This is a genomic window from Tateyamaria sp. (assembly GCF_059783535.1).
The window spans coordinates 1-18853 of sequence record NZ_JBYNDP010000029.1; the positions used below are offsets into that span (position 1 = coordinate 1).

General features: G+C 55.0%; 17 protein-coding genes. 8 read left to right on the plus strand and 9 right to left on the minus strand.

Features of this window, described 5'->3' with window-relative positions; all coding sequences use genetic code 11:
* The first annotated feature begins 575 nt into the window (after positions 1–575).
* From AC6RA8_RS08045 to AC6RA8_RS08060, 4 genes are all read left to right on the plus strand, one after another.
* A complete protein-coding gene (locus AC6RA8_RS08045; protein ID WP_500351856.1) occupies positions 576–1532 on the plus strand; it encodes a hypothetical protein in 957 nt (318 codons plus the stop codon).
* The gene (locus tag AC6RA8_RS08050; protein ID WP_500351857.1) at positions 1526–1981 is read left to right on the plus strand and encodes a toxin-activating lysine-acyltransferase; all 456 of its coding nucleotides are present in this window, start codon (positions 1526–1528) and stop codon (positions 1979–1981) included. The genes AC6RA8_RS08045 and AC6RA8_RS08050 overlap by 7 nt, the downstream gene beginning before the upstream one ends.
* A 137-nt stretch (positions 1982–2118) precedes the next feature.
* On the plus strand, positions 2119–3099 hold the full coding sequence (locus tag AC6RA8_RS08055) for a cupin-like domain-containing protein (RefSeq protein ID WP_500351859.1): 981 nt from the start codon (positions 2119–2121) through the stop codon (positions 3097–3099).
* 176 nt (positions 3100–3275) lie between these two features.
* Positions 3276–3563, plus strand: coding sequence for a hypothetical protein (locus AC6RA8_RS08060; protein WP_500351861.1), 288 nt, complete (start codon positions 3276–3278; stop codon positions 3561–3563).
* Between the two features lie 37 nt (positions 3564–3600).
* Here AC6RA8_RS08060 and AC6RA8_RS08065 read toward each other — a convergent pair whose 3' ends face one another.
* From AC6RA8_RS08065 to AC6RA8_RS08090, 6 genes are all read right to left on the minus strand, one after another.
* Complete coding sequence (locus AC6RA8_RS08065) at positions 3601–4500, minus strand: hypothetical protein (RefSeq protein WP_500351863.1); 900 nt, start codon at positions 4498–4500, stop codon at positions 3601–3603.
* Positions 4487–4720: a hypothetical protein gene (locus AC6RA8_RS08070; protein WP_500351864.1), complete on the minus strand. Its 234-nt coding sequence runs from the start codon at positions 4718–4720 to the stop codon at positions 4487–4489. The genes AC6RA8_RS08065 and AC6RA8_RS08070 overlap by 14 nt, the downstream gene beginning before the upstream one ends.
* Before the next feature lie 11 nt (positions 4721–4731).
* Complete coding sequence (locus AC6RA8_RS08075; RefSeq protein ID WP_500351866.1) at positions 4732–6057, minus strand: HlyD family type I secretion periplasmic adaptor subunit; 1326 nt, start codon at positions 6055–6057, stop codon at positions 4732–4734.
* Positions 6054–7715, minus strand: coding sequence for a peptidase domain-containing ABC transporter (locus tag AC6RA8_RS08080; RefSeq protein ID WP_500351868.1), 1662 nt, complete (start codon positions 7713–7715; stop codon positions 6054–6056). Before AC6RA8_RS08080 ends, AC6RA8_RS08075 begins: the two co-directional genes overlap by 4 nt.
* Positions 7716–8074: 359 nt before the next feature.
* Positions 8075–9154, minus strand: a complete 1080-nt coding sequence (locus tag AC6RA8_RS08085) for an ABC transporter ATP-binding protein (protein WP_500351869.1) — start codon at positions 9152–9154, stop codon at positions 8075–8077.
* The gene (locus tag AC6RA8_RS08090; protein WP_500351871.1) at positions 9144–10181 is read right to left on the minus strand and encodes a LacI family DNA-binding transcriptional regulator; all 1038 of its coding nucleotides are present in this window, start codon (positions 10179–10181) and stop codon (positions 9144–9146) included. Before AC6RA8_RS08090 ends, AC6RA8_RS08085 begins: the two co-directional genes overlap by 11 nt.
* 140 nt (positions 10182–10321) lie before the next feature.
* Here AC6RA8_RS08090 and AC6RA8_RS08095 point away from each other — a divergent pair, with 140 nt between their 5' ends.
* From AC6RA8_RS08095 to malG, 4 genes are all read left to right on the plus strand, one after another.
* A complete protein-coding gene (locus AC6RA8_RS08095) occupies positions 10322–11941 on the plus strand; it encodes an alpha-glucosidase (protein ID WP_500351873.1) in 1620 nt (539 codons plus the stop codon).
* Positions 11942–11963: 22 nt separating this feature from the next.
* Positions 11964–13121, plus strand: coding sequence for a maltose/maltodextrin ABC transporter substrate-binding protein MalE (malE, locus tag AC6RA8_RS08100; RefSeq protein ID WP_500351875.1), 1158 nt, complete (start codon positions 11964–11966; stop codon positions 13119–13121).
* Between the two features lie 89 nt (positions 13122–13210).
* Positions 13211–14683 carry a maltose ABC transporter permease MalF gene (gene malF / locus AC6RA8_RS08105; protein WP_500351877.1) on the plus strand — a complete coding sequence of 491 codons (1473 nt, stop codon included), beginning with the start codon at positions 13211–13213 and terminating at the stop codon, positions 14681–14683.
* A gap of 82 nt (positions 14684–14765) precedes the next feature.
* On the plus strand, positions 14766–15656 hold the full coding sequence (gene malG / locus AC6RA8_RS08110) for a maltose ABC transporter permease MalG (protein WP_500351879.1): 891 nt from the start codon (positions 14766–14768) through the stop codon (positions 15654–15656).
* Between the two features lie 516 nt (positions 15657–16172).
* Here the strand turns inward: malG and AC6RA8_RS08115 are convergent.
* From AC6RA8_RS08115 to AC6RA8_RS08125, 3 genes are all read right to left on the minus strand, one after another.
* Positions 16173–16415: an NUDIX domain-containing protein gene (locus AC6RA8_RS08115; RefSeq protein WP_500351881.1), complete on the minus strand. Its 243-nt coding sequence runs from the start codon at positions 16413–16415 to the stop codon at positions 16173–16175.
* Positions 16416–16793: 378 nt separating this feature from the next.
* Entirely contained in the window at positions 16794–17927 is a 1134-nt protein-coding gene (locus AC6RA8_RS08120; RefSeq protein ID WP_500351882.1) for an MFS transporter, read from the minus strand.
* 64 nt (positions 17928–17991) lie between these two features.
* Entirely contained in the window at positions 17992–18726 is a 735-nt protein-coding gene (locus tag AC6RA8_RS08125) for a hypothetical protein (protein ID WP_500351883.1), read from the minus strand.
* Between the last annotated feature and the right edge of the window lie 127 nt (positions 18727–18853).

Here is an 18853-nt window from a genome sequence, read left to right on the forward strand (position 1 = left end):
CCGGAGCCCTTGCAAAGCCGCTACGTGGTGCTGGATTTGCCGAATCTGCCCGCAGAGCAACTGCGGTACTTTGCCGTGACCGAATCCTGACTTCATTCCCTGTGCGTCCAAGAGTACTGCGAGTCGCCTTTACTGGTAATGCAGCGTCATTTGGTGGCAATTTGGATGTTCTGGGACGCTCTTTTCGAGCTAAACAAACGAAATCTTTTGTGCGAGCTGCGTGAATTGCTTTGCAGCGTTGCCAAACTGGCAAGAAACAGCCTGCGCTAAGCGAATTGACACTCAGTCGTGTCGCCTACAGTTGACACCTCTTGCGGTGCCATTGCTAGGGTTGCCTTGTGTACAAGGAAAGGTGTTGAGTTGGACCGCGTTCTTATCCCGACAATACAGCTTTGAAAGTCGCGGCTGAAATCAAAGCAAGCGATTTTAGCACTTGGTTGCATACACATGCTCTTACAGTCCAGAGCGTCTCTAACATACTGACATGTATTGGCAATTCAGAGACGCGTATGCCTCCTACCCCTGTTTCGGTGGGTCTATCGGAACACGAAGCGTGGTCGTTCGCAGCGAACGCCATGGCTCATCAGTTTTCCGATCATGCCGAATTCATTCTAGACGTTGCGCGCAAGACGCAGGTCGAATTCGCTACGGAAGATGATGGAGCCCAGCGACCGTTTACTCTGCATCGGGGTACCGGTGATATGCCGTTCGTTTCTATCCGGTATTCGGGTTACGCCGCCGATTTGCTTGCCGTAGCACATGAACTTGGACATGCGGTACAACTTGCCGCCAATCCAGGCAAATTCATTCCACCAATTTACAGAGAGATTGCTGCGTTCTTAAGCGAGCGGGCTTTGCTGGTCTATGCAGACATGCGGGGCAGTGCGATTGCGGGCATCTTACAAACGGCCCATCGAGACGATGATGCGGTTTACCTTGGCCATGACGCGGTGGAGCTTGCAGTAGCGCAGCAGGATCCAAATGCGGTTTACAACTATCGTTGGAATTATCCGGTGGCGCGCATGCTGGCCGCCCGGGCGTTCAGACATCAGCAGCCAAATGAGCTTTGGTCCACCTTTTTGGGTCAAACCGCCTTGCTAGAATTGACCGACCTCGTCGGTAGAGAGAACATGTTGAATACAAATGAGAACTACCTGCCCGCAGTTCCTAAACCAGACAAAAAACATCCTGCCATAAACGGCTATCGTTCGCTGGGTATGATGGCTCAGCTGGACATTGATTACTGGCAGGGTCGATCAGAGATACCGATTGGTGACTACCATGCATCATTGCTTCGGCACGTGCAGGATAGGTCTGCTTTCATCGCGTTTTCGGAAGAAATGATACCTATAGGATATGCCACGTGGAGCCGTTGCCCAGACGACGATGAAGCGATCCAGATCACACGGCAAGCGGCGCCGTTTGGCGATCATTTGTCCCTTCAGAAGCACCTGAAATCTCACTTGGAGAAGCATAAGAGGGTTACGTCGCGCAATGCCCGCAGCGCGCGGGAGTTTCAGACGGCATGGTGAACCTCGATTACTATTTATCGACCGGCTATGCGCTCGATTTGCTCGCAAGGTCGCCCTACCACCAGCAACAACAATTGGGGCACTATTTCCGCACGGAAATTCTTCCTCCGCTTTGGGAAAACCAGGTCAAGTTTTACGTGACCAAAAACTATATCCCGACCGCGATGGTGACGTGGGCGTGGCTAAACGAAGATGTCGAACGCGATGTGCATGGCTCGGGTCGAACGCTGAAGCACGAGGAGTGGAACTGTGGTCGGCGACTGTTCTTCAATGACTGGATCACACCTTACGGCAATTTGCGCGCAGTGTTGCACGATGTTCTGCACAACGTCTTTCCTGATGAAAAGTCCGCCACGAGCATCAGACGAAACATGGACGGGTCGGTACGGCGCATCTGTCGCTGGACCGGTGCAAATGCACGCTGCATGAAAGAGGACATCGCGTTATGAACGTGGCTTACCCCAAGTCCGGTTACACAACGCCTGACCAGACACTTGATGGATTCATCCAACTGGTAAGAGCCGGGTTCGAAAATCCGGAAGGGCGCCGCGGCACAGTGCGCGTTGTTGTCGAAGGGTATCCCCACTTGGGGTTTCGTGCGCGTTTTTTCGATGATTTGCGCGTCGACCGACCACAAGAACACTACGAAGCGGATACTGAAATAAGGTTCCCACTCTCAACCCTTGAATTGATTTTTAGAGATTTCGAGGTCGTGGACTGGCGCAGTCCTGAAGTCATAGGCAGCACTGAACTCAAAGGCGATCAGAGCCTCGCATTTCTTCTGGCCTTTTCCTGCCTGCGACCAAGCGACTGGACCCTGGAACGCTTTGCCAAGGTTGCGCAAAAACACAAGCAAAAGGGCTACAGGCACGGAGTTGTGATCCCGCGCCTCGAAACCCCAAGCCAGTTTCAACTCCTGGAGGCTATGGAAGAGAGCCTGCCCATTATTATTACCGGGCTTGAACCCACACCGCCTTGCAATGATTGGTCGCTTGACCGTCTCGAACAAGAATATGGGGAAGCCGTTGTTTTCATGAGATCTGCCTCCGACCACGTCACTATGAAGCGCTTTGTCGAAGAACTGCGCAGCTCTGGCGAGGCTCAGGTCAAGGGTGGATCATCGCTCGAATTCAAGAGCTATACCGAAGGGTCACGTCTTCCCGATGAGATGGCGGGCAATTTCGGCACGATGTACTTTGAAACCGAAGACTTCGTGCCGCCGCAGCTTTGGTTTGGTGCCGTTGAGACTGACGTTCCGGCAACGCCGCTACACCGCGATCCATTGACCGGCTTTCTGTTTCAAGTGATCGGGCGTAAACGCCTCGATCTATACTCTGCCGATCAAGCCGATTTGTTGTACCCCTACAAGTCCTACAACACGTATCAAAAGTGCTGGTTTCAACCCGACAAGCCCGACTTTGACAAGTATCCCAAAGCAAAAGCAGCCACATGCACGTCTGCGGAACTGCACCCCGGCGAGTTGCTTGTCCAGCCTGCGGGCTGGTTTCATCAGGTCTATGCTCTGGATAGTCCAACGATGTCAGTAAGTTACTTCTGGCGCTACTAAACTTGGGAAAGCGTCCAAATCAGATTGCGACTGGAAGCCGACTGGCTTTTCGATCGTGAAACGGGTGGCGGTTGCCGACAAGACCAACACCCAAGTGAGCCGCCGGGCGACATGCCTGGCAAACAGCAACAGGTGGAACCCAAAAGGTCGCTGCCTGCATTCTAAAGGAACAGGTTATGTTTGCTAAAGATGATGTTTGCACAAATGAACTCTTCGCTCCGATCAGTTTTGGTGGTGGTGGTGGGGGTGGGGGTGGCGGCGGCGGCGCAGGCAACCGCCTGGGCTCATACCGCGGCGCAGGTGGCGCGGTCAGAGGCGTGCTCAATGATATTGCTGAAAACCATCCGACCTATAGTGTTCCGGAGGTTGATGCACTGGCTGAACACCCCGAGGCGAACGCTGTGGGACACCCAGACGGCGACGCCTACTCAGGCCACGCTGGCGGCGACTGGGACGGTCGCTGAACTCTCTTTGTGCCATCCAGTCATTGTCTGGGTGGCACTACTGCAATGATTGGATGGTATAAAATCGTTCTACTGACAGATCAAACGCCCGTTCAAAACAGATTTCCCACTCTTCAGAAGGTCCCATGCATCGATAGAATTCAAAGATGGAGTCTTCGTCAGTTTGATCCAGCAGATATTTTGCCGCGATAAAGCCTTTCTGATAGTGTAGTCGGCCATATTCCGCACGTCTGTCGAAGCGTTCCATTTCTGCAAGTTTAAAGCTGTTTGGCGGAATTTGTTTGCGGGAAAGCTGAACCACGCGGTCTAGCCGATCCTTGCCGAAGCTGGATATCTGGCTGAACAGAACTGCAACGCCTTCAAAAAGCCAAGCAGGCCCGACAACGTCCGTCAACGATTGTCCGGGCGCGCGGAATCCGCCGTATGTCAAATCATTTTGCACGATATGCACTAACTCGTGTGTGATGTCAGAACAGATTTCGTTGTATTGAATTCGCTCTGACCAGTACACTTCATCGCCAACACATAGGCTGATTGTTTCGCCCGTAACAAACAGGGTGCCACTGGCGGTGTCATCACAAAACGTGTCATCAACATAGGTGTTTTTAGTCAAAGTAATTTGGCCAGCATAGTGATCTTCGATCAATGCATCTAACGCGCGCTTGTCACGGGCCACGAAAAATGGAATTCGGGACTTGGATGTACGAAACTTGAGCAGTCCTGTTTCTTCCGCGCACTGATCGAGAGTGTCGTTCAGGAGAGGGCTGGCAAACGCTTCCAACTCTTGAAAAACCTTAACACTGAAGTGCCGCGTCTCGTGATCAACGACTTTGTCGGCCAGCAGTGGAAGCGGGGCGCAGAAAATTGCAACCGCGAGGCTGCGTATGTTTGTGTAGCGACCTGCTGTCAGAATTGGTCGAATACTACCTTTCAGCATTGTCTACACCGCGTTTTTTGCTGTGTTCAGAAGCGGCAGACTTGCTGTTTTCAAGATGGTCGGGCTTTGTTGTCCCGCCAGTGGTGCGCCAGATCTTGTGCTGCTGTGAGTCAAGGGGTGTGCGCAGCTTGATCAATTTCTTCAGGTTCCAGATCAACACCGCCAAAAAAGCAAGAATGGCGTAACCGAAGAGCCCCAGAGATTGAAAAAACTCGATCATTGGTCAGCATCTTACCTTTCACCAAGGGCAGATTGCGCCGCCTCAACTATAGGGGCAAAGAAGTAGCTTATCAACCGGCGGCTATCTGTTGTCACATCCACGGTCGCGGTCATGCCGGGCCTTATCGTGAAGGCATCACTGCCGTTTTTCAAATTGTTTCGGGAGGGTTTGATGCGCACGGCGTAAGTCCACTCGCCTTCTGTGCTTTCGGTGGAGTCTGCAGCGACATTTGAAACCTCACCTTTGACAAAGCCGAAGCGGGCCGAAGGATACGCATCCAATTTGATATTGGCCTGTTGGCCCACCTCCAGAAATCCAATGTCGACGTTGGTAAAGGCCGCTTCGATTTCGACGACTTGATCTTCGGGAACAACACGCAAGATATCGTCACCGGACTGGACCACTGCTCCGATGGTGTGAATATCAAGTTGGTTCACCACCCCCGTTTTCGGCGCGCGCAACTTGGCCGCTTCAATACGCCGATTGGCTGTCGTCAGCTGTTCGCTAAGCGTCGTAACCTGCGCTTCGATTTCGGAACGTCGATTTAGAAGGGAGCTGCGTTGAGAGGCAACAATGCTCCGGCGTTCAGCGAGAATGGCGCTTTCGTCGGTCTGTTTTTTGGCCAACTCCCGCAGGTAGACGTCGCGCTCTTTCTCTAAAGCGGTGAAGGCTTCTTGAATGTCCAGAAAGCTTGCGCGGCTTGCAATTTCCCTATCCAGCAGCCCCTGGGCGATCTCAAGTCGCTCGCTTTGGATTTTCATGGCCGCCTCCACCCGGTCAATGTTGGCGTGGGTGACCGCAACCGATTTCTTGTTGGCTTCAGTCTGTGCGGCTATTTGGCTCATCAGTGCCTGCAGGCTGTCGATCTCGGCCGCCAGTAACCTGCGTTGTTCTTTGTAGAAAGGACGGGTGTTAAACTCCGGCAAGGTAAATTTGCTCATCACCGTTTCGCTGGCATCGGGGTGATCAATGACGCCTGCGTCGATACTGGACACCAAATGAGAGATGCGCGCACGTTCGATCAAAAGTCGATCCAGGTCCGCCGTCACCGTATTCACCTCCGCCGCGGCTTCGGTTGCATCAAACTCGATCAGCACCTGATCTCGCTGCACTCTCGCTCCGTTGGCTGTATGGATCGCCACGATCTTTCCGTCGAATTCTGGCTGGAGGACTTGGACACGGCTCAGGGGGACGACTTTGCCCTGGCCTCTTGCGACAACTTCAACTTTGAATGTGAACGCCATGACAATGACCGCGGCAAACACCGCCATCGTGAAGAATATTGTGCCATGCAGGGTCGGCGATTTTACGCTCATAGGCTCTGCAACGCGTTTCATGCGAGGGCCTCGAAATCAACCATTTGGTCTGGATCTTCAAAAATCTCGGGTCGATGCGTAATGACAATCAATGTGGTTGTCGGCTTCAGGCGCGCCAACTCCTTGGCCATTTTTCGCTGTGCTGCATCGTCCAGTGCATTTGTCGGCTCGTCCAGAACCAGAACCTTGGGTTTCTTAATGAGAGAGCGCGCAATTGCGATCCTTTGGCGTTGGCCACCTGAGAGAGCGGACCCACGCTCCCCCACTTGTGTTTCCAACCCCAATGGAAGGCGCGCCACAAGAGTGTCGGCCGCCGCAATGCGCAGTGCCGTTTGAAGATCCTCTTCACTGACGTCCTGTTCACTGATCAATAGGTTTTCCCTGAGTGTGCCAGAGAACAGGTAGGGCTCTTGTGGGATATAAGCGATCTTGGATCTCACATCGTGTGGTTCGAACTTGGTTATGTCCTCCCCTCCCAGCCGAACGACACCTGCGGCAGGGACGTCGATCCCTGCTGCCAGCCGCCCAAAGGTGGACTTACCTATGCCCGACGGTCCGATCACAAGCGTAAGTGTGTTTGGTTGGGCCACAAATGAGAAATGGCGCAGAACGAGTGTATCCTCCGTGTAACCGAAAGAGACCTCTTCAAAGCTGAGGCGCGGCTCCATTGCGGATAGAAGTCGGGGGTGTGCATCGAAAGGTTCCATCGGTGAACATACAATGTCACCCAGGCGTTGTCTGGATACCTTGATGTTTTGCCAACCTTCCCAAAGCTGCGAGAAATTGGCAATTGGATCGGTCACTTTCCCGGCCAGAAGGTGAAACGCAATGAGCTGTCCCAGTGTCAGTTCTCCGGCAAAAACGAGGTTTGCGCCGACATAAATGATCGCGATGGTGACGCTGCGTTCGACAATGAATGTCAACTTGTCGCTCACAATGTTGAGCAGGCTTACCCGGTAGCGCGCGTTTAGGCTGTCGTAGAGCGTTTGATCGAGACGCTCTAACATCTTGTCTTCAGCACTGAGAGCCTTCACGGCGGCTATTCCAGAGATGTTTTCGACCATCTGTGTCTGATGACGCGCGCCAGCATCGAACTGGACTCTGAGGTGCCGTCGCAAAAAGGGGCCCAATACAAAGTAAATGAGTGCCTGAAGCGGCAGGGCAATCAGCACAATCATCGTCAAGGGGACAGACAATGCCAGTAGAACACTAATGTAGATGACGACAAAAAGGAGGTCGAGAAAGACACCAGTTGTTGTGCCAACCAGAAAGTTGCGGATCGTCTCCGTCTCTCTCACCCGGGCCATAGTCTCTCCGACGGACCATTTTCGGAAGTGGCTGAGCGGCAATTTGAAAAGGTGATCGAAAATGCGGGCTCCAAAGTCTCGCGTCACCTTGTTGGCTGTCAGCACCCCCAAAAGGTTGGAAAGGATTTCAAAGCCCATCTGAAACAAGCTCACCGCCGCAAAGATTGCTACGACGACAACAAGCGATGCCTCTCGCTGAAACGGCAGGATACGATCAATGATAACTTGAAAAATAAACGGTTCGACTAGGCCAATCAGGCGAAGGCAGATCGCAAGAAAGACCAGTTCGACATAAAGAGGAGTGTACTTCCAGAGAGATCGAGTGAACCATGAGAGAGGGATTTCTCGTGCATTGGAGTGTTCAGTGTTCACTCGTCGATCTCCACAAGCTTACGTCGCAACGCAGCGTCAACAGTGTTTGCTTTCAGGCTGAACTGACTGGTCAAATGCTTTCTACAAATTAGCAGCGTTGGCCGGTTGCATCGTGCCAAAGTTTCATATGGCTTGTTTTTGCTTCAAGCTTACCCAGTATGCGTCGCGGAGCGTTTGTCGATCAAGCGCTGAGTAAGGGCGCTTTAAAATGTGAAGGTTTCCAGTGACTGGCAACTGCGGTGGTTCATAGGAATGCCCCGTCAGTCTTAGTCCGCGCCCCTCGTGTCTAAGCGATTAAACGGCTGAGCGAGGATCAAACTTTCATTCGGCTATGGGCACAGGAAGGTTGCTGCGTCGATTCAGAGACCGGTGGCCAATCGCACTTGTGTATCAGCGTCAAAAACGGTTGCGTAGGCACGGTCGAATGAAAGCGGAACCCGGCTCGAGTTTGGCGCAAATCGGGCTGGCATCCGCGCCAAAGCATCCACACCGCCCCATTCGAATGTGAGAAACATGTCCGACCCTGTGTCTTCCATCATGCTTGGGCTAGCCTCAACGAGCGCACTTTCTTGGGCAAAGCTGAAATGCTCAGGTCGGACACCAATAAGCACGTTCCGAGGCAGGTTGGAGAGGGAGGTTGCGATCCGGCTGTCACCTACCTGCAAATGCCCCTTTGCGAAAGTTGCCGGGATCAAGTTCATTGGCGGCGATCCCATAAAATCCGCCACAAAGGTATTCGCGGGCGTGTCATAAATCTCGGTCGGTGTCCCGATCTGCTGCACATGGCCACCTTTCAGAACGACGATCCGGCTCGCGAGTGTCATGGCTTCGACCTGATCATGGGTGACGTAGACGATGCTCGCGCCAGTTTTCATATGTAGCCTTTTGATTTCCGCGCGCATCTCGACCCGTAGCTTCGCATCCAGATTGGACAGTGGCTCATCGAACAGGAACAGCTTTGGTTCCCGCACCAATGCACGCCCCATCGCGACGCGCTGGCGTTGTCCGCCGGACAATTGGCTCGGTTTCCGGTCTAGCAGATGGTCGATTTGTAGCAACTCGGCTACGGACTGGGTTTTCTCCTGCATCTTGGCCTTCGGCACGCCGCGGATCTTCATGCCGAACCCGATGTTTTCCCCCACGCTCATAGTCGGGTAAAGCGCGTAGGATTGAAACACCATCGCGATGTCGCGGTCCTTGGGTGGTTCTAGCGTCACGTCGCACCCACCTATAAAGAGTTTGCCCGAGCTGATCTCTTCCAGCCCTGCAATGCAGTTCAACAACGTGGATTTGCCGCACCCCGAGGGACCGACAAGCACAAGGAATTCGCCCTCGGCCATATCGATATCTAGATCATGCAAAACCTCGACTGCGCCGTAGGTTTTCCGCAAACCACGCACCGATAAGGCAGGGGAGGTGTCAGTGTCATCAAGGGCCATCGGATGTCTCCGGTTTTGGGGCAGGGCCGGTCGAGCCGCGAATGATCAGGTCGGCTTTCTGCATCACTTGAAGCTCATGTGCCGGGGTGCCGTTCAAGTGGTCGACCAACATATGCGCTAACGGAACGCAGGCATCTCGCATCGGCGCGCGTGTAACTGTCAGGGCCGGCTCGAAATTGATTGCACGCGTATGTGGCAGCGCGTCATCATGCGCCATGATGGATACATCGCCTGGCACACTCAACCCTCGATCGCGAATGGCACGCATAGCCCCGGCGGCAAGAACGGTCGAAGCACAAATGATGGCGGTCGGGGGCGCGGCAGCCGACAGAAGGTCAAGCGCCTGAGCGTAGCCGTGGCTCTCCAGGCTCGCCCCCGTCCGTATCAGGTCATTGTTCAAGCCGAAATCTTCCATCGCGGCCTCAAATGCCGTGAGGCGATCGTGTGCAAACGCGGCCGACACTTCACCGTTGATCAGTGCAATGCGCTGATGGCCCAACTGGGCCAGAAGCCGAACGGAGTCAGTCGAGACCATAAAGTTGTCTATCCCGAAAGTAGGATAGTTGGGGTGCGTGCGGTCCTGACCGTGCAGCACGAACGGGATGCCACGTTCTTGCAGAAAGGAGACCCTCGGGTCGTTAGGCACCGGCGCATTTAGAATGAAGCCGTCGAGGAGATCACGTTCCAGCATCCGCTGGTAGGGCAGTACGGGATCCTCGGCCTGATCGACGGCCAACACCAAATCTGTTTCGCGCTCTGACAACGCGGCTGTCAGCCCGGTCAGCATCTCAAAGAACGTCTGGTCGGCACTCATGTCCGGCTTGATCTTCACAATCATGCCGACCATTCCTGAACGTCCCGTCACAAGCCGTTGCGCCACTCGGTTCGGACTATAGCCGAGCCGATCTGCAGCCTCCCGTACCCTCTTACGAGTCGCTTCCTTGACCTCGGGAAACCCGTTCAAAGCGCGGCTGACGGTTGCGACCGACAGTCCAAGCTCTTCCCCGATTTTTTTCAGCGTTGCCAAGGGTCAACCTCAAAGCGTTTCAAATACGTACGCGTATTACACGGAGTTAGTCCAGCATAGCATGAAGAAAAGAAAATTAAAACGTTTTGAAGAACTTTGAATTCCTTGTTACTCTCTACGAGAATCGTCCGGAGGGTTTCATGTCAGACTGGTGGCGCAACGCGGTGATCTATCAGGTCTATCCACGGTCATTTCAGGATTCTGATGGCGACGGTGTTGGGGACTTGAGGGGCATTACCCGCCGTCTGCCGCATATCGCTTCGCTGGGCGTCGATTGCATCTGGTTGAGCCCTGTATTCACGTCGCCGCAAAAGGACATGGGCTATGACGTGTCTGACTATTGCGATGTTGATCCGCTGTTTGGCACGTTGGCGGATTTCGACGCGCTCATTGCCGAGGCGCATCGCCTGGGGCTGAAAGTCATCACCGATCAGGTCATGTCCCACACCTCTGACCAGCACCCGTGGTTTCGCGAAGCGCGCGTCAGCCGCGACAACCCAAAGGCTGACTGGTATGTTTGGGCCGACCCGCATCCCGACGGATCACCGCCCACGAACTGGCACAGCCATTTTGGCGGGCCGGCGTGGGAATTTGATCCGCAGCGCGGGCAGTACTACCTGCATAACTTCCTCGCCGCGCAACCCGATCTGAATTTCCATAATCCGGATGTACAGGACGCGATCCTGGAGACATGCCGCTTCTGGCTCGACCGTGGACTGGATGGTTTTCGCCTTGATACCGTGAACTACTATGTCCACGACCAACAGTTGCGCTCGAACCCGCCCGCGCAGGTCGCGCCGCAGGTGATGGCCACAGATCTCTTTGGGATGCAGGACAATATCTACAACAAGAACCGGCCCGAGAACCTGGCCTTTCTCGAACGTTTGCGCGCACTGACCGATGAATACCCTGATATCATGATGGTCGGGGAAGTGGGCGACATTGGCAGCCGCTCCATCCGCATCATGGGTGAGTACACTGAGGGCAGCGCACGTCTGCACATGGCTTACAGTTTCGCTATGCTCAGCCCGGAATTCAGTGCTGATCACTTCCGCACCTGCATCGAAGGGTTCCAGCAGGGGGCACCGGGTGGGCATCCCAAATGGTCCTTCTCGAACCACGATGTCGAACGCCATGTCAGCCGCTGGGCGCAACATGCGACGTCCGAGGGTGATATGGCACGGCTCGCCTGCGCGATGCTGATGTCATTTGAAGGTGCAATCGGCATCTATCAGGGCGAAGAGTTGGGTCAGACCGAGACTGAACTGGTCTACGAAGAGCTGACCGACCCACCTGCGCTACGATTCTGGCCTGGTATCAAGGGCCGCGACGGTTGCCGGACGCCGATGGTTTGGGAAAGCGAAGCGCCGAACGCAGGCTTCACCTCGGGCAAGCCCTGGCTGCCTGTAAAAGCCCCGCAATCGGTCCGTGCCGTCGATCTTCAGGAGGGGGCCAAAGACTCTATCCTGCAGTTTTACCGCAACGCCGTCGCCTTCCGCAAAGCCAACCCCGCACTACAATCGGGCCGCACCGTTTTCTTGACGGCCCCCGAGGCTGTTCTCGCATTCCGGCGTGAGACCGCCGAACAGACGCTCACATGCGTCTTCAACTTGTCGAAAGAGCCATTGAAGCTGACGCTCTCGAAAACCGCCAACTTAACAGGCCCGCACAATGCGGCGCTCGAACACCAAACACTGACGCTGCCCGGCAACGGGTTTGCTTACCTCAGCCATGGCGGGGACCTGTCCTTGTCCGCCTGAAACTCATCTCTGGGAGGATACCATGAGAACGACCACCATCCTGACCACCGCCGCCTGTCTACTGGCCACTGCAATCCCCGCTGCCGCCTTCAACGAGGACAGCCTCACGATCTGGACTGGCAGCAACCGTGACCGCGATCAGCTTCTGGCTGCCACGTCCGTCTTCACTGAGGACCTCGGGATCGATGTGATTGTCGAAGTTGTCGATCCCGACCTGCCACAGAACTACCAGCAGGCAGCCGCTACCGGAGACGGCCCTGATATCTTGATGTGGGCCCACGACCGCTTTGGCGAATGGGCGAGCGGCGGCCTGATACAGCCTGTTTCCCCTGCGGCCGGATGGGTCGAAGGTGTGCTTCCTTCCGCAATGGACGCGGTGCAGTTTGACGGAAAGACTTGGGGTTATCCTGTCGCGGTCGAGGCCGTCACGCTGGTCTACAATGCCGATGTGATCGACACTCCCCCGGCCTCGTTCGAAGACATCATTGCGACCGGTGAAGCCAACATTCTCTGGGACTACAACAATACATATTTCACCATGCCGATGCTGATGGCGGGTGGTGGATTTGCATTTCAGAAAGTCGATGGAAGCTATGATGGCAGCCAAACTGGTGTTGCCAACGATGGCGCCATCGCAGGTGCCGAGGTTCTGGCCGCGCTGTTCGACAACGACATCATGCCCAAGGGCGTCGACTATGGGGTCATGGATAGTGCGATGGCCAGCGGTGATGTCGCAATGGTCCTCAATGGACCTTGGAGTTGGGACGGCTACGCCGATGCTGGCATCAATGTAGCCGTGGCTCCAATCCCGTCGGTCAATGGCAACACCGCGCCACCCTTTCTGGGTGTCCTCACGCTTGGCATCAACGCGGCCACGCCCAATGCCGACCTCGCAGTGGAGCTGATCGAAAACTACCTTCTGACCGATGAGGGGCTGGCCATCTGGAACGCCAACGGCGCCCTGGGCGCAGTCGCCGACATCTCTGCCGCCGAGGCGCAGGGCGATCCGCTCGTCTCTGGAATGCTTGAGGTTGCGGCCAACGGTGTTCCGATGCCATCGAACCCCGAAATGGGGGCCTTCTGGGCGGCCATGGGGCCCGCGCTGACAAACATTACATCTGGCACCTCCAAGCCGAGTGATGCGCTGAACGACGCTGCGGCGCGGATCATGGAACAGTAAGGTTCCCGGGGCGGCCTTGGGCCGTCCCAATCGCCATGGCCACCAGCACCGATACTTCCACCCAGCCGATGTCCCCATTGCCTCGCGTCATGTTTGTGGCCGTGGTTTTTGCCGCGCTCTGCGCGGTGGCTTTCTATCTCTACCAGAACGCACAACCGCTCTTCGGGGCGATTGTTCTTGCTCTTGCTACAGGCTTCGCCGTCGTTTTCGGGGTCAGCCGTTTCTACGGCGCGCGGTTCATCTTTCCCGGCATCGCAGCGGTCCTGATCTTTATCGCTTTTCCGGTTATCTACACAATTTACATCGGCTTCACGAATTACAGCAGCTTCAACCTGCTGACTTACGACCGCGCCGTCGAGGTGCTGACCTCGCGCGCGTCGGTCGATCCGGCGACTGAGCAGCCGTTCGCCGTAGAACAAGATGATCAGGGCTACCGGATCTGGTTGCCCGAAAGTGCCCTTTTGTCCGAACCTGTTACCCTCACCAGCGCGGAAACCGCTGCACTTTCCGCAGCACAAGAACCCGAAACCCTGCTTGACCGGCGCGCGGCCGTGCGCCTGCGCGCCGGTCTCCAAACCCTGACATTGACGCTGCCCGATGGCACGCAGCTCCAAAACTCGGGCCTGCGGACATTCGGTACCGTCACACCTGACTACACCCGCACTGGCCCGGATGAGTTGACCCGCTTCGACGGCATGGTTTTGCGCGCTGACCATTCCACGGGCTTTTTTACGGATGCCACGGGTGAGCAGGTGCCCCCAGGTTGGCGCGTACCAATTGGCTGGGACAACTTCGAACGCATTTTCCAGTCCGAAGGCATTCGTGGTCCGATGCTCCGCATCTTCGTCTGGACGTTCTTCTTCGCCTTCGCCTCGGTCGTGTTGACGTTCACCCTCGGACTGACGCTTGCCGTCATCCTCCAATGGCCTCATCTGCGTTTCAAGGCAGTCTATCGGATCCTGCTGATCCTGCCATATGCAGTGCCTGCCTTCATCTCGATCCTCGTGTTTCGCGGGCTGTTCAACCAGAACTTTGGCGAGATCAATTTGATACTAGAGGCGATCTTCGGCATCCGCCCGAATTGGTTCACCGATGGGACATTGGCGCGGACGATGGTTTTGGTGGTGAACACCTGGCTGGGTTATCCATACATGATGCTGTTGGCGATGGGTTTTCTGCAAAACGTGCCCGAAGACCACAAGAAATCCGCCGCTCTCGAAGGGGCGTCCTCCATCCGCATCTTCTTCACCATTACGCTCCCGCAGATCATTCCTCCGTTCCTGCCGCTTCTGATCGCGAGTTTTGCGTTCAACTTCAACAACCTCGTCCTGATCTTCCTGTTGACCCGCGGCTTGCCGGACATTCCTGGAACCGTGATCCCGGCGGGCGAGACAGATATTCTGGCAAGCTTCACCTACCGGCTCGCCTTCGACAATGCCGGGCAGCAGTTCGGTTTGGCCGGGGCGATTACGTTGCTGATCTTCTTGGTCGTGGCCGTAATATCCTATGCCAATTTCGTGGCGATGCGCCGTGCAGCTGAGAAACAGTCGGGGAGGGCGTGATGCATCGCATGGACAGATCTAGAATATCCTCGCAATACAGCGCTTCAATTGTTGGCAGCCGCAGAGCATCGGAGAGCGCCGCATGATCGTCGAACGCCCTCGCGATCTTCTGATCAAGAAGATCCTGGCCCACGGCTTCCTGCTGGTCTTCCTTGGGCTGATCCTCTTTCCCTTCGTCGTTGTCCTGTCCATTTCTTTCCGCGAAGGCAATTTTGCTGTCGGCAGCATCATCCCTGAAAACCCCACGTTGGAGCATTGGGTTCTGGCCTTTGGCTTCGACTATACCCGCGCTGATGGTACAGTGGTTGAGCCGCCTTATCCGGTTCTGCTTTGGATGTGGAATTCCATCAAGATCGGATTGATCGCCAGTACCGGCGTTCTGGCTGTGGCCACTATCTCTGCATATGCTTTCAGTCGGATACGCATTCGCGGTAAGGGCGCGATGCTGGATGGTTTGTTCCTGATCCAGATGTTTCCAACGACGTTGGCTCTGGTCGCGATCTACGCCATTTTCGACACTTTGGGTGAAGTCTCACCCGTCCTTGGCCTCGACAGCCACCTCGCATTGGTCCTGATCTACATGGCAGGAGTGACGCTGCATATCTGGACGATCAAGGGCTACTTCGACAGCATCGACACGGCACTGGACAAGGCCGCCGCCATAGACGGCGCGACACACTGGCAAACCTTTCGCTCCATCTTCCTGCCACTCGCCGTTCCCATCATGTCTGTCGTCTTCATCCTCGCCTTCATCGGTTTCGTCAATGACTATCCAATCGCTTCCGTCCTCATCCGGTCCGAGAACCAGATGACGCTGGCCGTCGGCAGCCGCCTATACCTGAATGAATTCAAGTACTTGTGGGGAAACTTTGCCGCCGCCGCCATCCTCTCGGGCTTGCCTATCACCGTTGTTTTTCTAATTGCTCAGCGCTACCTCGTATCCGGTCTTAGCGAGGGTGCCGTTAAAGGCTAGTCATCCGTCAGGACATAGAGTTGCTTCAACGAGCCACTCTCTCGCCATCTCGCTGCGATCCACATTATGCTTGGGTACTAAAACGTCAAACGGTTGGCATCGCCCTGACCGTATTTGGCTGTGTTGCGATTGGTCTGACCATTTTTCCGGTGCCGCGAACGTCGGCAACCCGCCGAAAGTGGTTTTCGCAGATGCCGCCAAGCGCGCAGACCGTGAGCTTGAACAGAACATGGCTTTGCGCTTGCAGCGAAGGGTAGCAATGTTGGCTGCCAGCGCAGCGAAACTGGCGGACATGGAATGTCTCTTATGCGCCGTCCCTTCTAATGCTGAAGCATTTGCGTGTTGCATACTTTGCCGCCTACTACACCGCTGACATGGGGCCATTTTACCATTGGCTATCCGAGCCGTCGTCGCGGAAGCCCACTTCCGTTTCTTTACTTCCGGATAGAGCTCAGACAGTTCCTTGACCGCTACTGAGTAGTCCAGTGTTTCAACCGGGAAACTCCATCCCTAGGACTATCTTTTCTGGTGTACATACTCCCCTTCGGGCACGTGGCTAACATCGCCAAGCTTTACCGCAGCTTCCTCCCACGCTTCGCGAAGTGCTGCCTCGTTCGATTCCAGTCCGCGGATTATCCGACCTTGTGGAATGCCCCACCGTTTTGGCTCGCGGCTGGTTACGAGAAGGAATTCGAGGGTTTCCCCCGCGCCTCGATGACAAGGAACTGCGGCCTGAAGCCTCTTTGGACGCCGGAGCATGGGGAGGAGTACGGACTCGCACGCCCTCTACAGTAAAATGTTAATTTCGAAACCGCCCAATCTTTTTTCGCACTTTAAATCTCTGACGACCTCAGTACAAATTTTCTCCTTCGCACTGTAGGATTGCCTGATAGCATTGAACGATCACTCTGTCCCATAGGCTGGTTCAGTCCGCTGATTATCCCACTTCGAAGCAGCGACGAATGTCTACTCTGACGGGCCGCAACGCAGCTTAGGAGGCAATTACTAGATGTCAGTACCGGGTCTGCTGCACCAATGTGTCGGTACAGATCTAAGCTACGTTTTGTGCTGCTGCCGACAACGGTCAAAACCGTTTCAATAAAGTCCGTTTACATCGCAATGCGTTCAGCCAGAGTGTCATGCATGATCAGTTGGTAATTTGAATACCGCGAATGCACAGCTTGCCGCGACAAAACAACTTGTGCAAATTGCGGGGCCAGCAACGGAAACTCCCATTCCGGCAAGTGTCGTGACCGCCAAAATCCCGCCGAACCTCGCAAGGGTTATGTCCAAACTGGCTGATATCGCGCTCAGGCCGTTGGGTGCGTGTCGCAGGATCACTTGTGTTGAGGGGGCGTTGCTGCAAGCCAAACCAGACCCGACAAGGATTGCGGAAGCCACAAGCAAAATAGAGTTTTCACTGTAGGAAACGAGCAGACCGGTCGCAATCAGCGCTGGCGCTGCAAGCATGATCGTTTGAACGTGAACTTCATCGACCTTATTCCGTAAGAGAGCGCTTAGAACTGAAAAGGTCAGCCAAAACGCCGAAAGCATGAAGCCAATGCTGGTTGTCCCCGCACCCGTTTCTGAGAGCCATAGCGGAAGACGGAACAAGAAGTAGGTTATCGCCCCATAGGTCAGAAATACGTAAGCGAGCATCAACCACAGCTTCCCGGCGCGAAAAATCGCAAGATACTCCAGTTTTTCGATGTGCGGGTCTTCCGGTTCATCGGAAGTCGGCGCTGATACATGGAAAAACAATGCAAGGGCTGCAAGGGCTGCGATGAAACCAAATGCGAGGTTCCAGTTCCCCACGCCAACGATACTGCTATAGGCTAGGGGTGCGAGGGCGGCGACGTAGCCAGCCAGACTTCCCCAGAGAATAAGTACCCGCCCCGGTTTTTCAGGCGCGTTCCGTGTGAGTAATACCGGGACGAGAGGTGAAAACACGCCAGCACCAAAGCCCTGAAGTAAGCGTCCAACAATCAGCATCTCCGCATTGACTGGCGTGGTCAGTAGAATAGAGCCGGTGAGAAATGCGAAGACGCCACACCCGAAAACCCTTGTTGTTTTAAAGGTATCGCCGAACAGTCCACCCACCAGAACCCCGACAGCGACCGCGACGCTGTACGAGTTGAAAACCCAAGTCAGTTCGCCAAGCGACAAACCAAACTGCGAGCGCATTGATGGCAGCAACAGAGGCACCAACGTTAGCTCCATCACGAAAGCGACTTGAGCCGCAACGGGCCCGTATATCGCCGCTTGGGTCATGGCACCCGTGGCATAGGGCGCGCTCGGATTTGGTCCGCTTGCTCTCATAGTCGAATGATTGGGGTCAGGCATTCGCCACCGAAGTCAGATCCGCCATTTGAATGGCGGGTTTCGGTTCGGCTGGCTTTGTCAAATCACTGTCTGGGCGTTGCAGACTGTTGGACGCTTGGGCGAAAGAACTGGCTAAGTCTTTCGCAGTCATCCAGATCAGATAGTCCTCATCTGTCACCTGTTGGTCCGGGCCAAACCAACGCCCTGCTTCACAGTGCATGTAACCATAGCGAAGATGCGCCCCTTTGACGGCCAAAGGCTTTGGCACAAAGGCAAACATGTACGAGGGCTCCCAAGAGATCACGGTTACTTCAAGCAGCAGGTTTGAAAGCAGCGTTGTTGCGCCCTGACTACGTGGACCGGCAAGTCCCTTGGCGCGCAACCAAAAATCCCCTTGGTAGCCGACCGTGCCAGTAATTGTATTGAGCGCTTCCGGCCCCGAAAAAAAAGTCTGGTCAGGGTCGGGTGTTGAGTCAGGTGTTATGTATTTGTGGCGGTGTAGTTCCAAGTGGGTCGCTAGCGACACTCCCGACAAGTCAAGAATTCGCACAGCTTGGGTGTGGACCAATTCACCATCGTGGTCGAAACCGCAGATCCAGAAGCCGTTGGTGTGATCGACATAGGAACTGGCAACATCAAACATCGGATAGATTGGTCCGCGATCAATCTGCCGGTTGCGGAGCGCTCGGTACTCTTGAAAATCGTCACCGATTTTGACGCGAATTCCCATGTCTTCCAGATCGCGCAAAACCCCCGAGAAACGTGTGACAACTTCAAATAGATGGCTTGGTCGGAGGCCCATGCTGATGGCTTTCTATAACAATTTTGAACGACTGCGTAGTAAGGGCTAGATCATCTATTGGTTAATGAAGCGT

Bases quoted from the DNA above. Each gene is read 5' to 3' on its own strand.
- AC6RA8_RS08045 (WP_500351856.1), top strand. From the start codon at position 576: ATGGCTCATCAGTTTTCCGATCATGCCGAATTCATTCTAGACGTTGCG.
- AC6RA8_RS08050 (WP_500351857.1), top strand. From the start codon at position 1,526: ATGGTGAACCTCGATTACTATTTATCGACCGGCTATGCGCTCGATTTG.
- AC6RA8_RS08060 (WP_500351861.1), top strand. From the start codon at position 3,276: ATGTTTGCTAAAGATGATGTTTGCACAAATGAACTCTTCGCTCCGATC.
- AC6RA8_RS08065 (WP_500351863.1), bottom strand. From the start codon at position 4,500: ATGCTGAAAGGTAGTATTCGACCAATTCTGACAGCAGGTCGCTACACA.
- AC6RA8_RS08070 (WP_500351864.1), bottom strand. From the start codon at position 4,720: ATGATCGAGTTTTTTCAATCTCTGGGGCTCTTCGGTTACGCCATTCTT.
- AC6RA8_RS08075 (WP_500351866.1), bottom strand. From the start codon at position 6,057: ATGAAACGCGTTGCAGAGCCTATGAGCGTAAAATCGCCGACCCTGCAT.
- AC6RA8_RS08085 (WP_500351869.1), bottom strand. From the start codon at position 9,154: ATGGCCCTTGATGACACTGACACCTCCCCTGCCTTATCGGTGCGTGGT.
- AC6RA8_RS08095 (WP_500351873.1), top strand. From the start codon at position 10,322: ATGTCAGACTGGTGGCGCAACGCGGTGATCTATCAGGTCTATCCACGG.
- malE (WP_500351875.1), top strand. From the start codon at position 11,964: ATGAGAACGACCACCATCCTGACCACCGCCGCCTGTCTACTGGCCACT.
- malF (WP_500351877.1), top strand. From the start codon at position 13,211: ATGTTTGTGGCCGTGGTTTTTGCCGCGCTCTGCGCGGTGGCTTTCTAT.
- malG (WP_500351879.1), top strand. From the start codon at position 14,766: ATGATCGTCGAACGCCCTCGCGATCTTCTGATCAAGAAGATCCTGGCC.
- AC6RA8_RS08115 (WP_500351881.1), bottom strand. From the start codon at position 16,415: ATGCTCCGGCGTCCAAAGAGGCTTCAGGCCGCAGTTCCTTGTCATCGA.
- AC6RA8_RS08120 (WP_500351882.1), bottom strand. From the start codon at position 17,927: ATGACCCAAGCGGCGATATACGGGCCCGTTGCGGCTCAAGTCGCTTTC.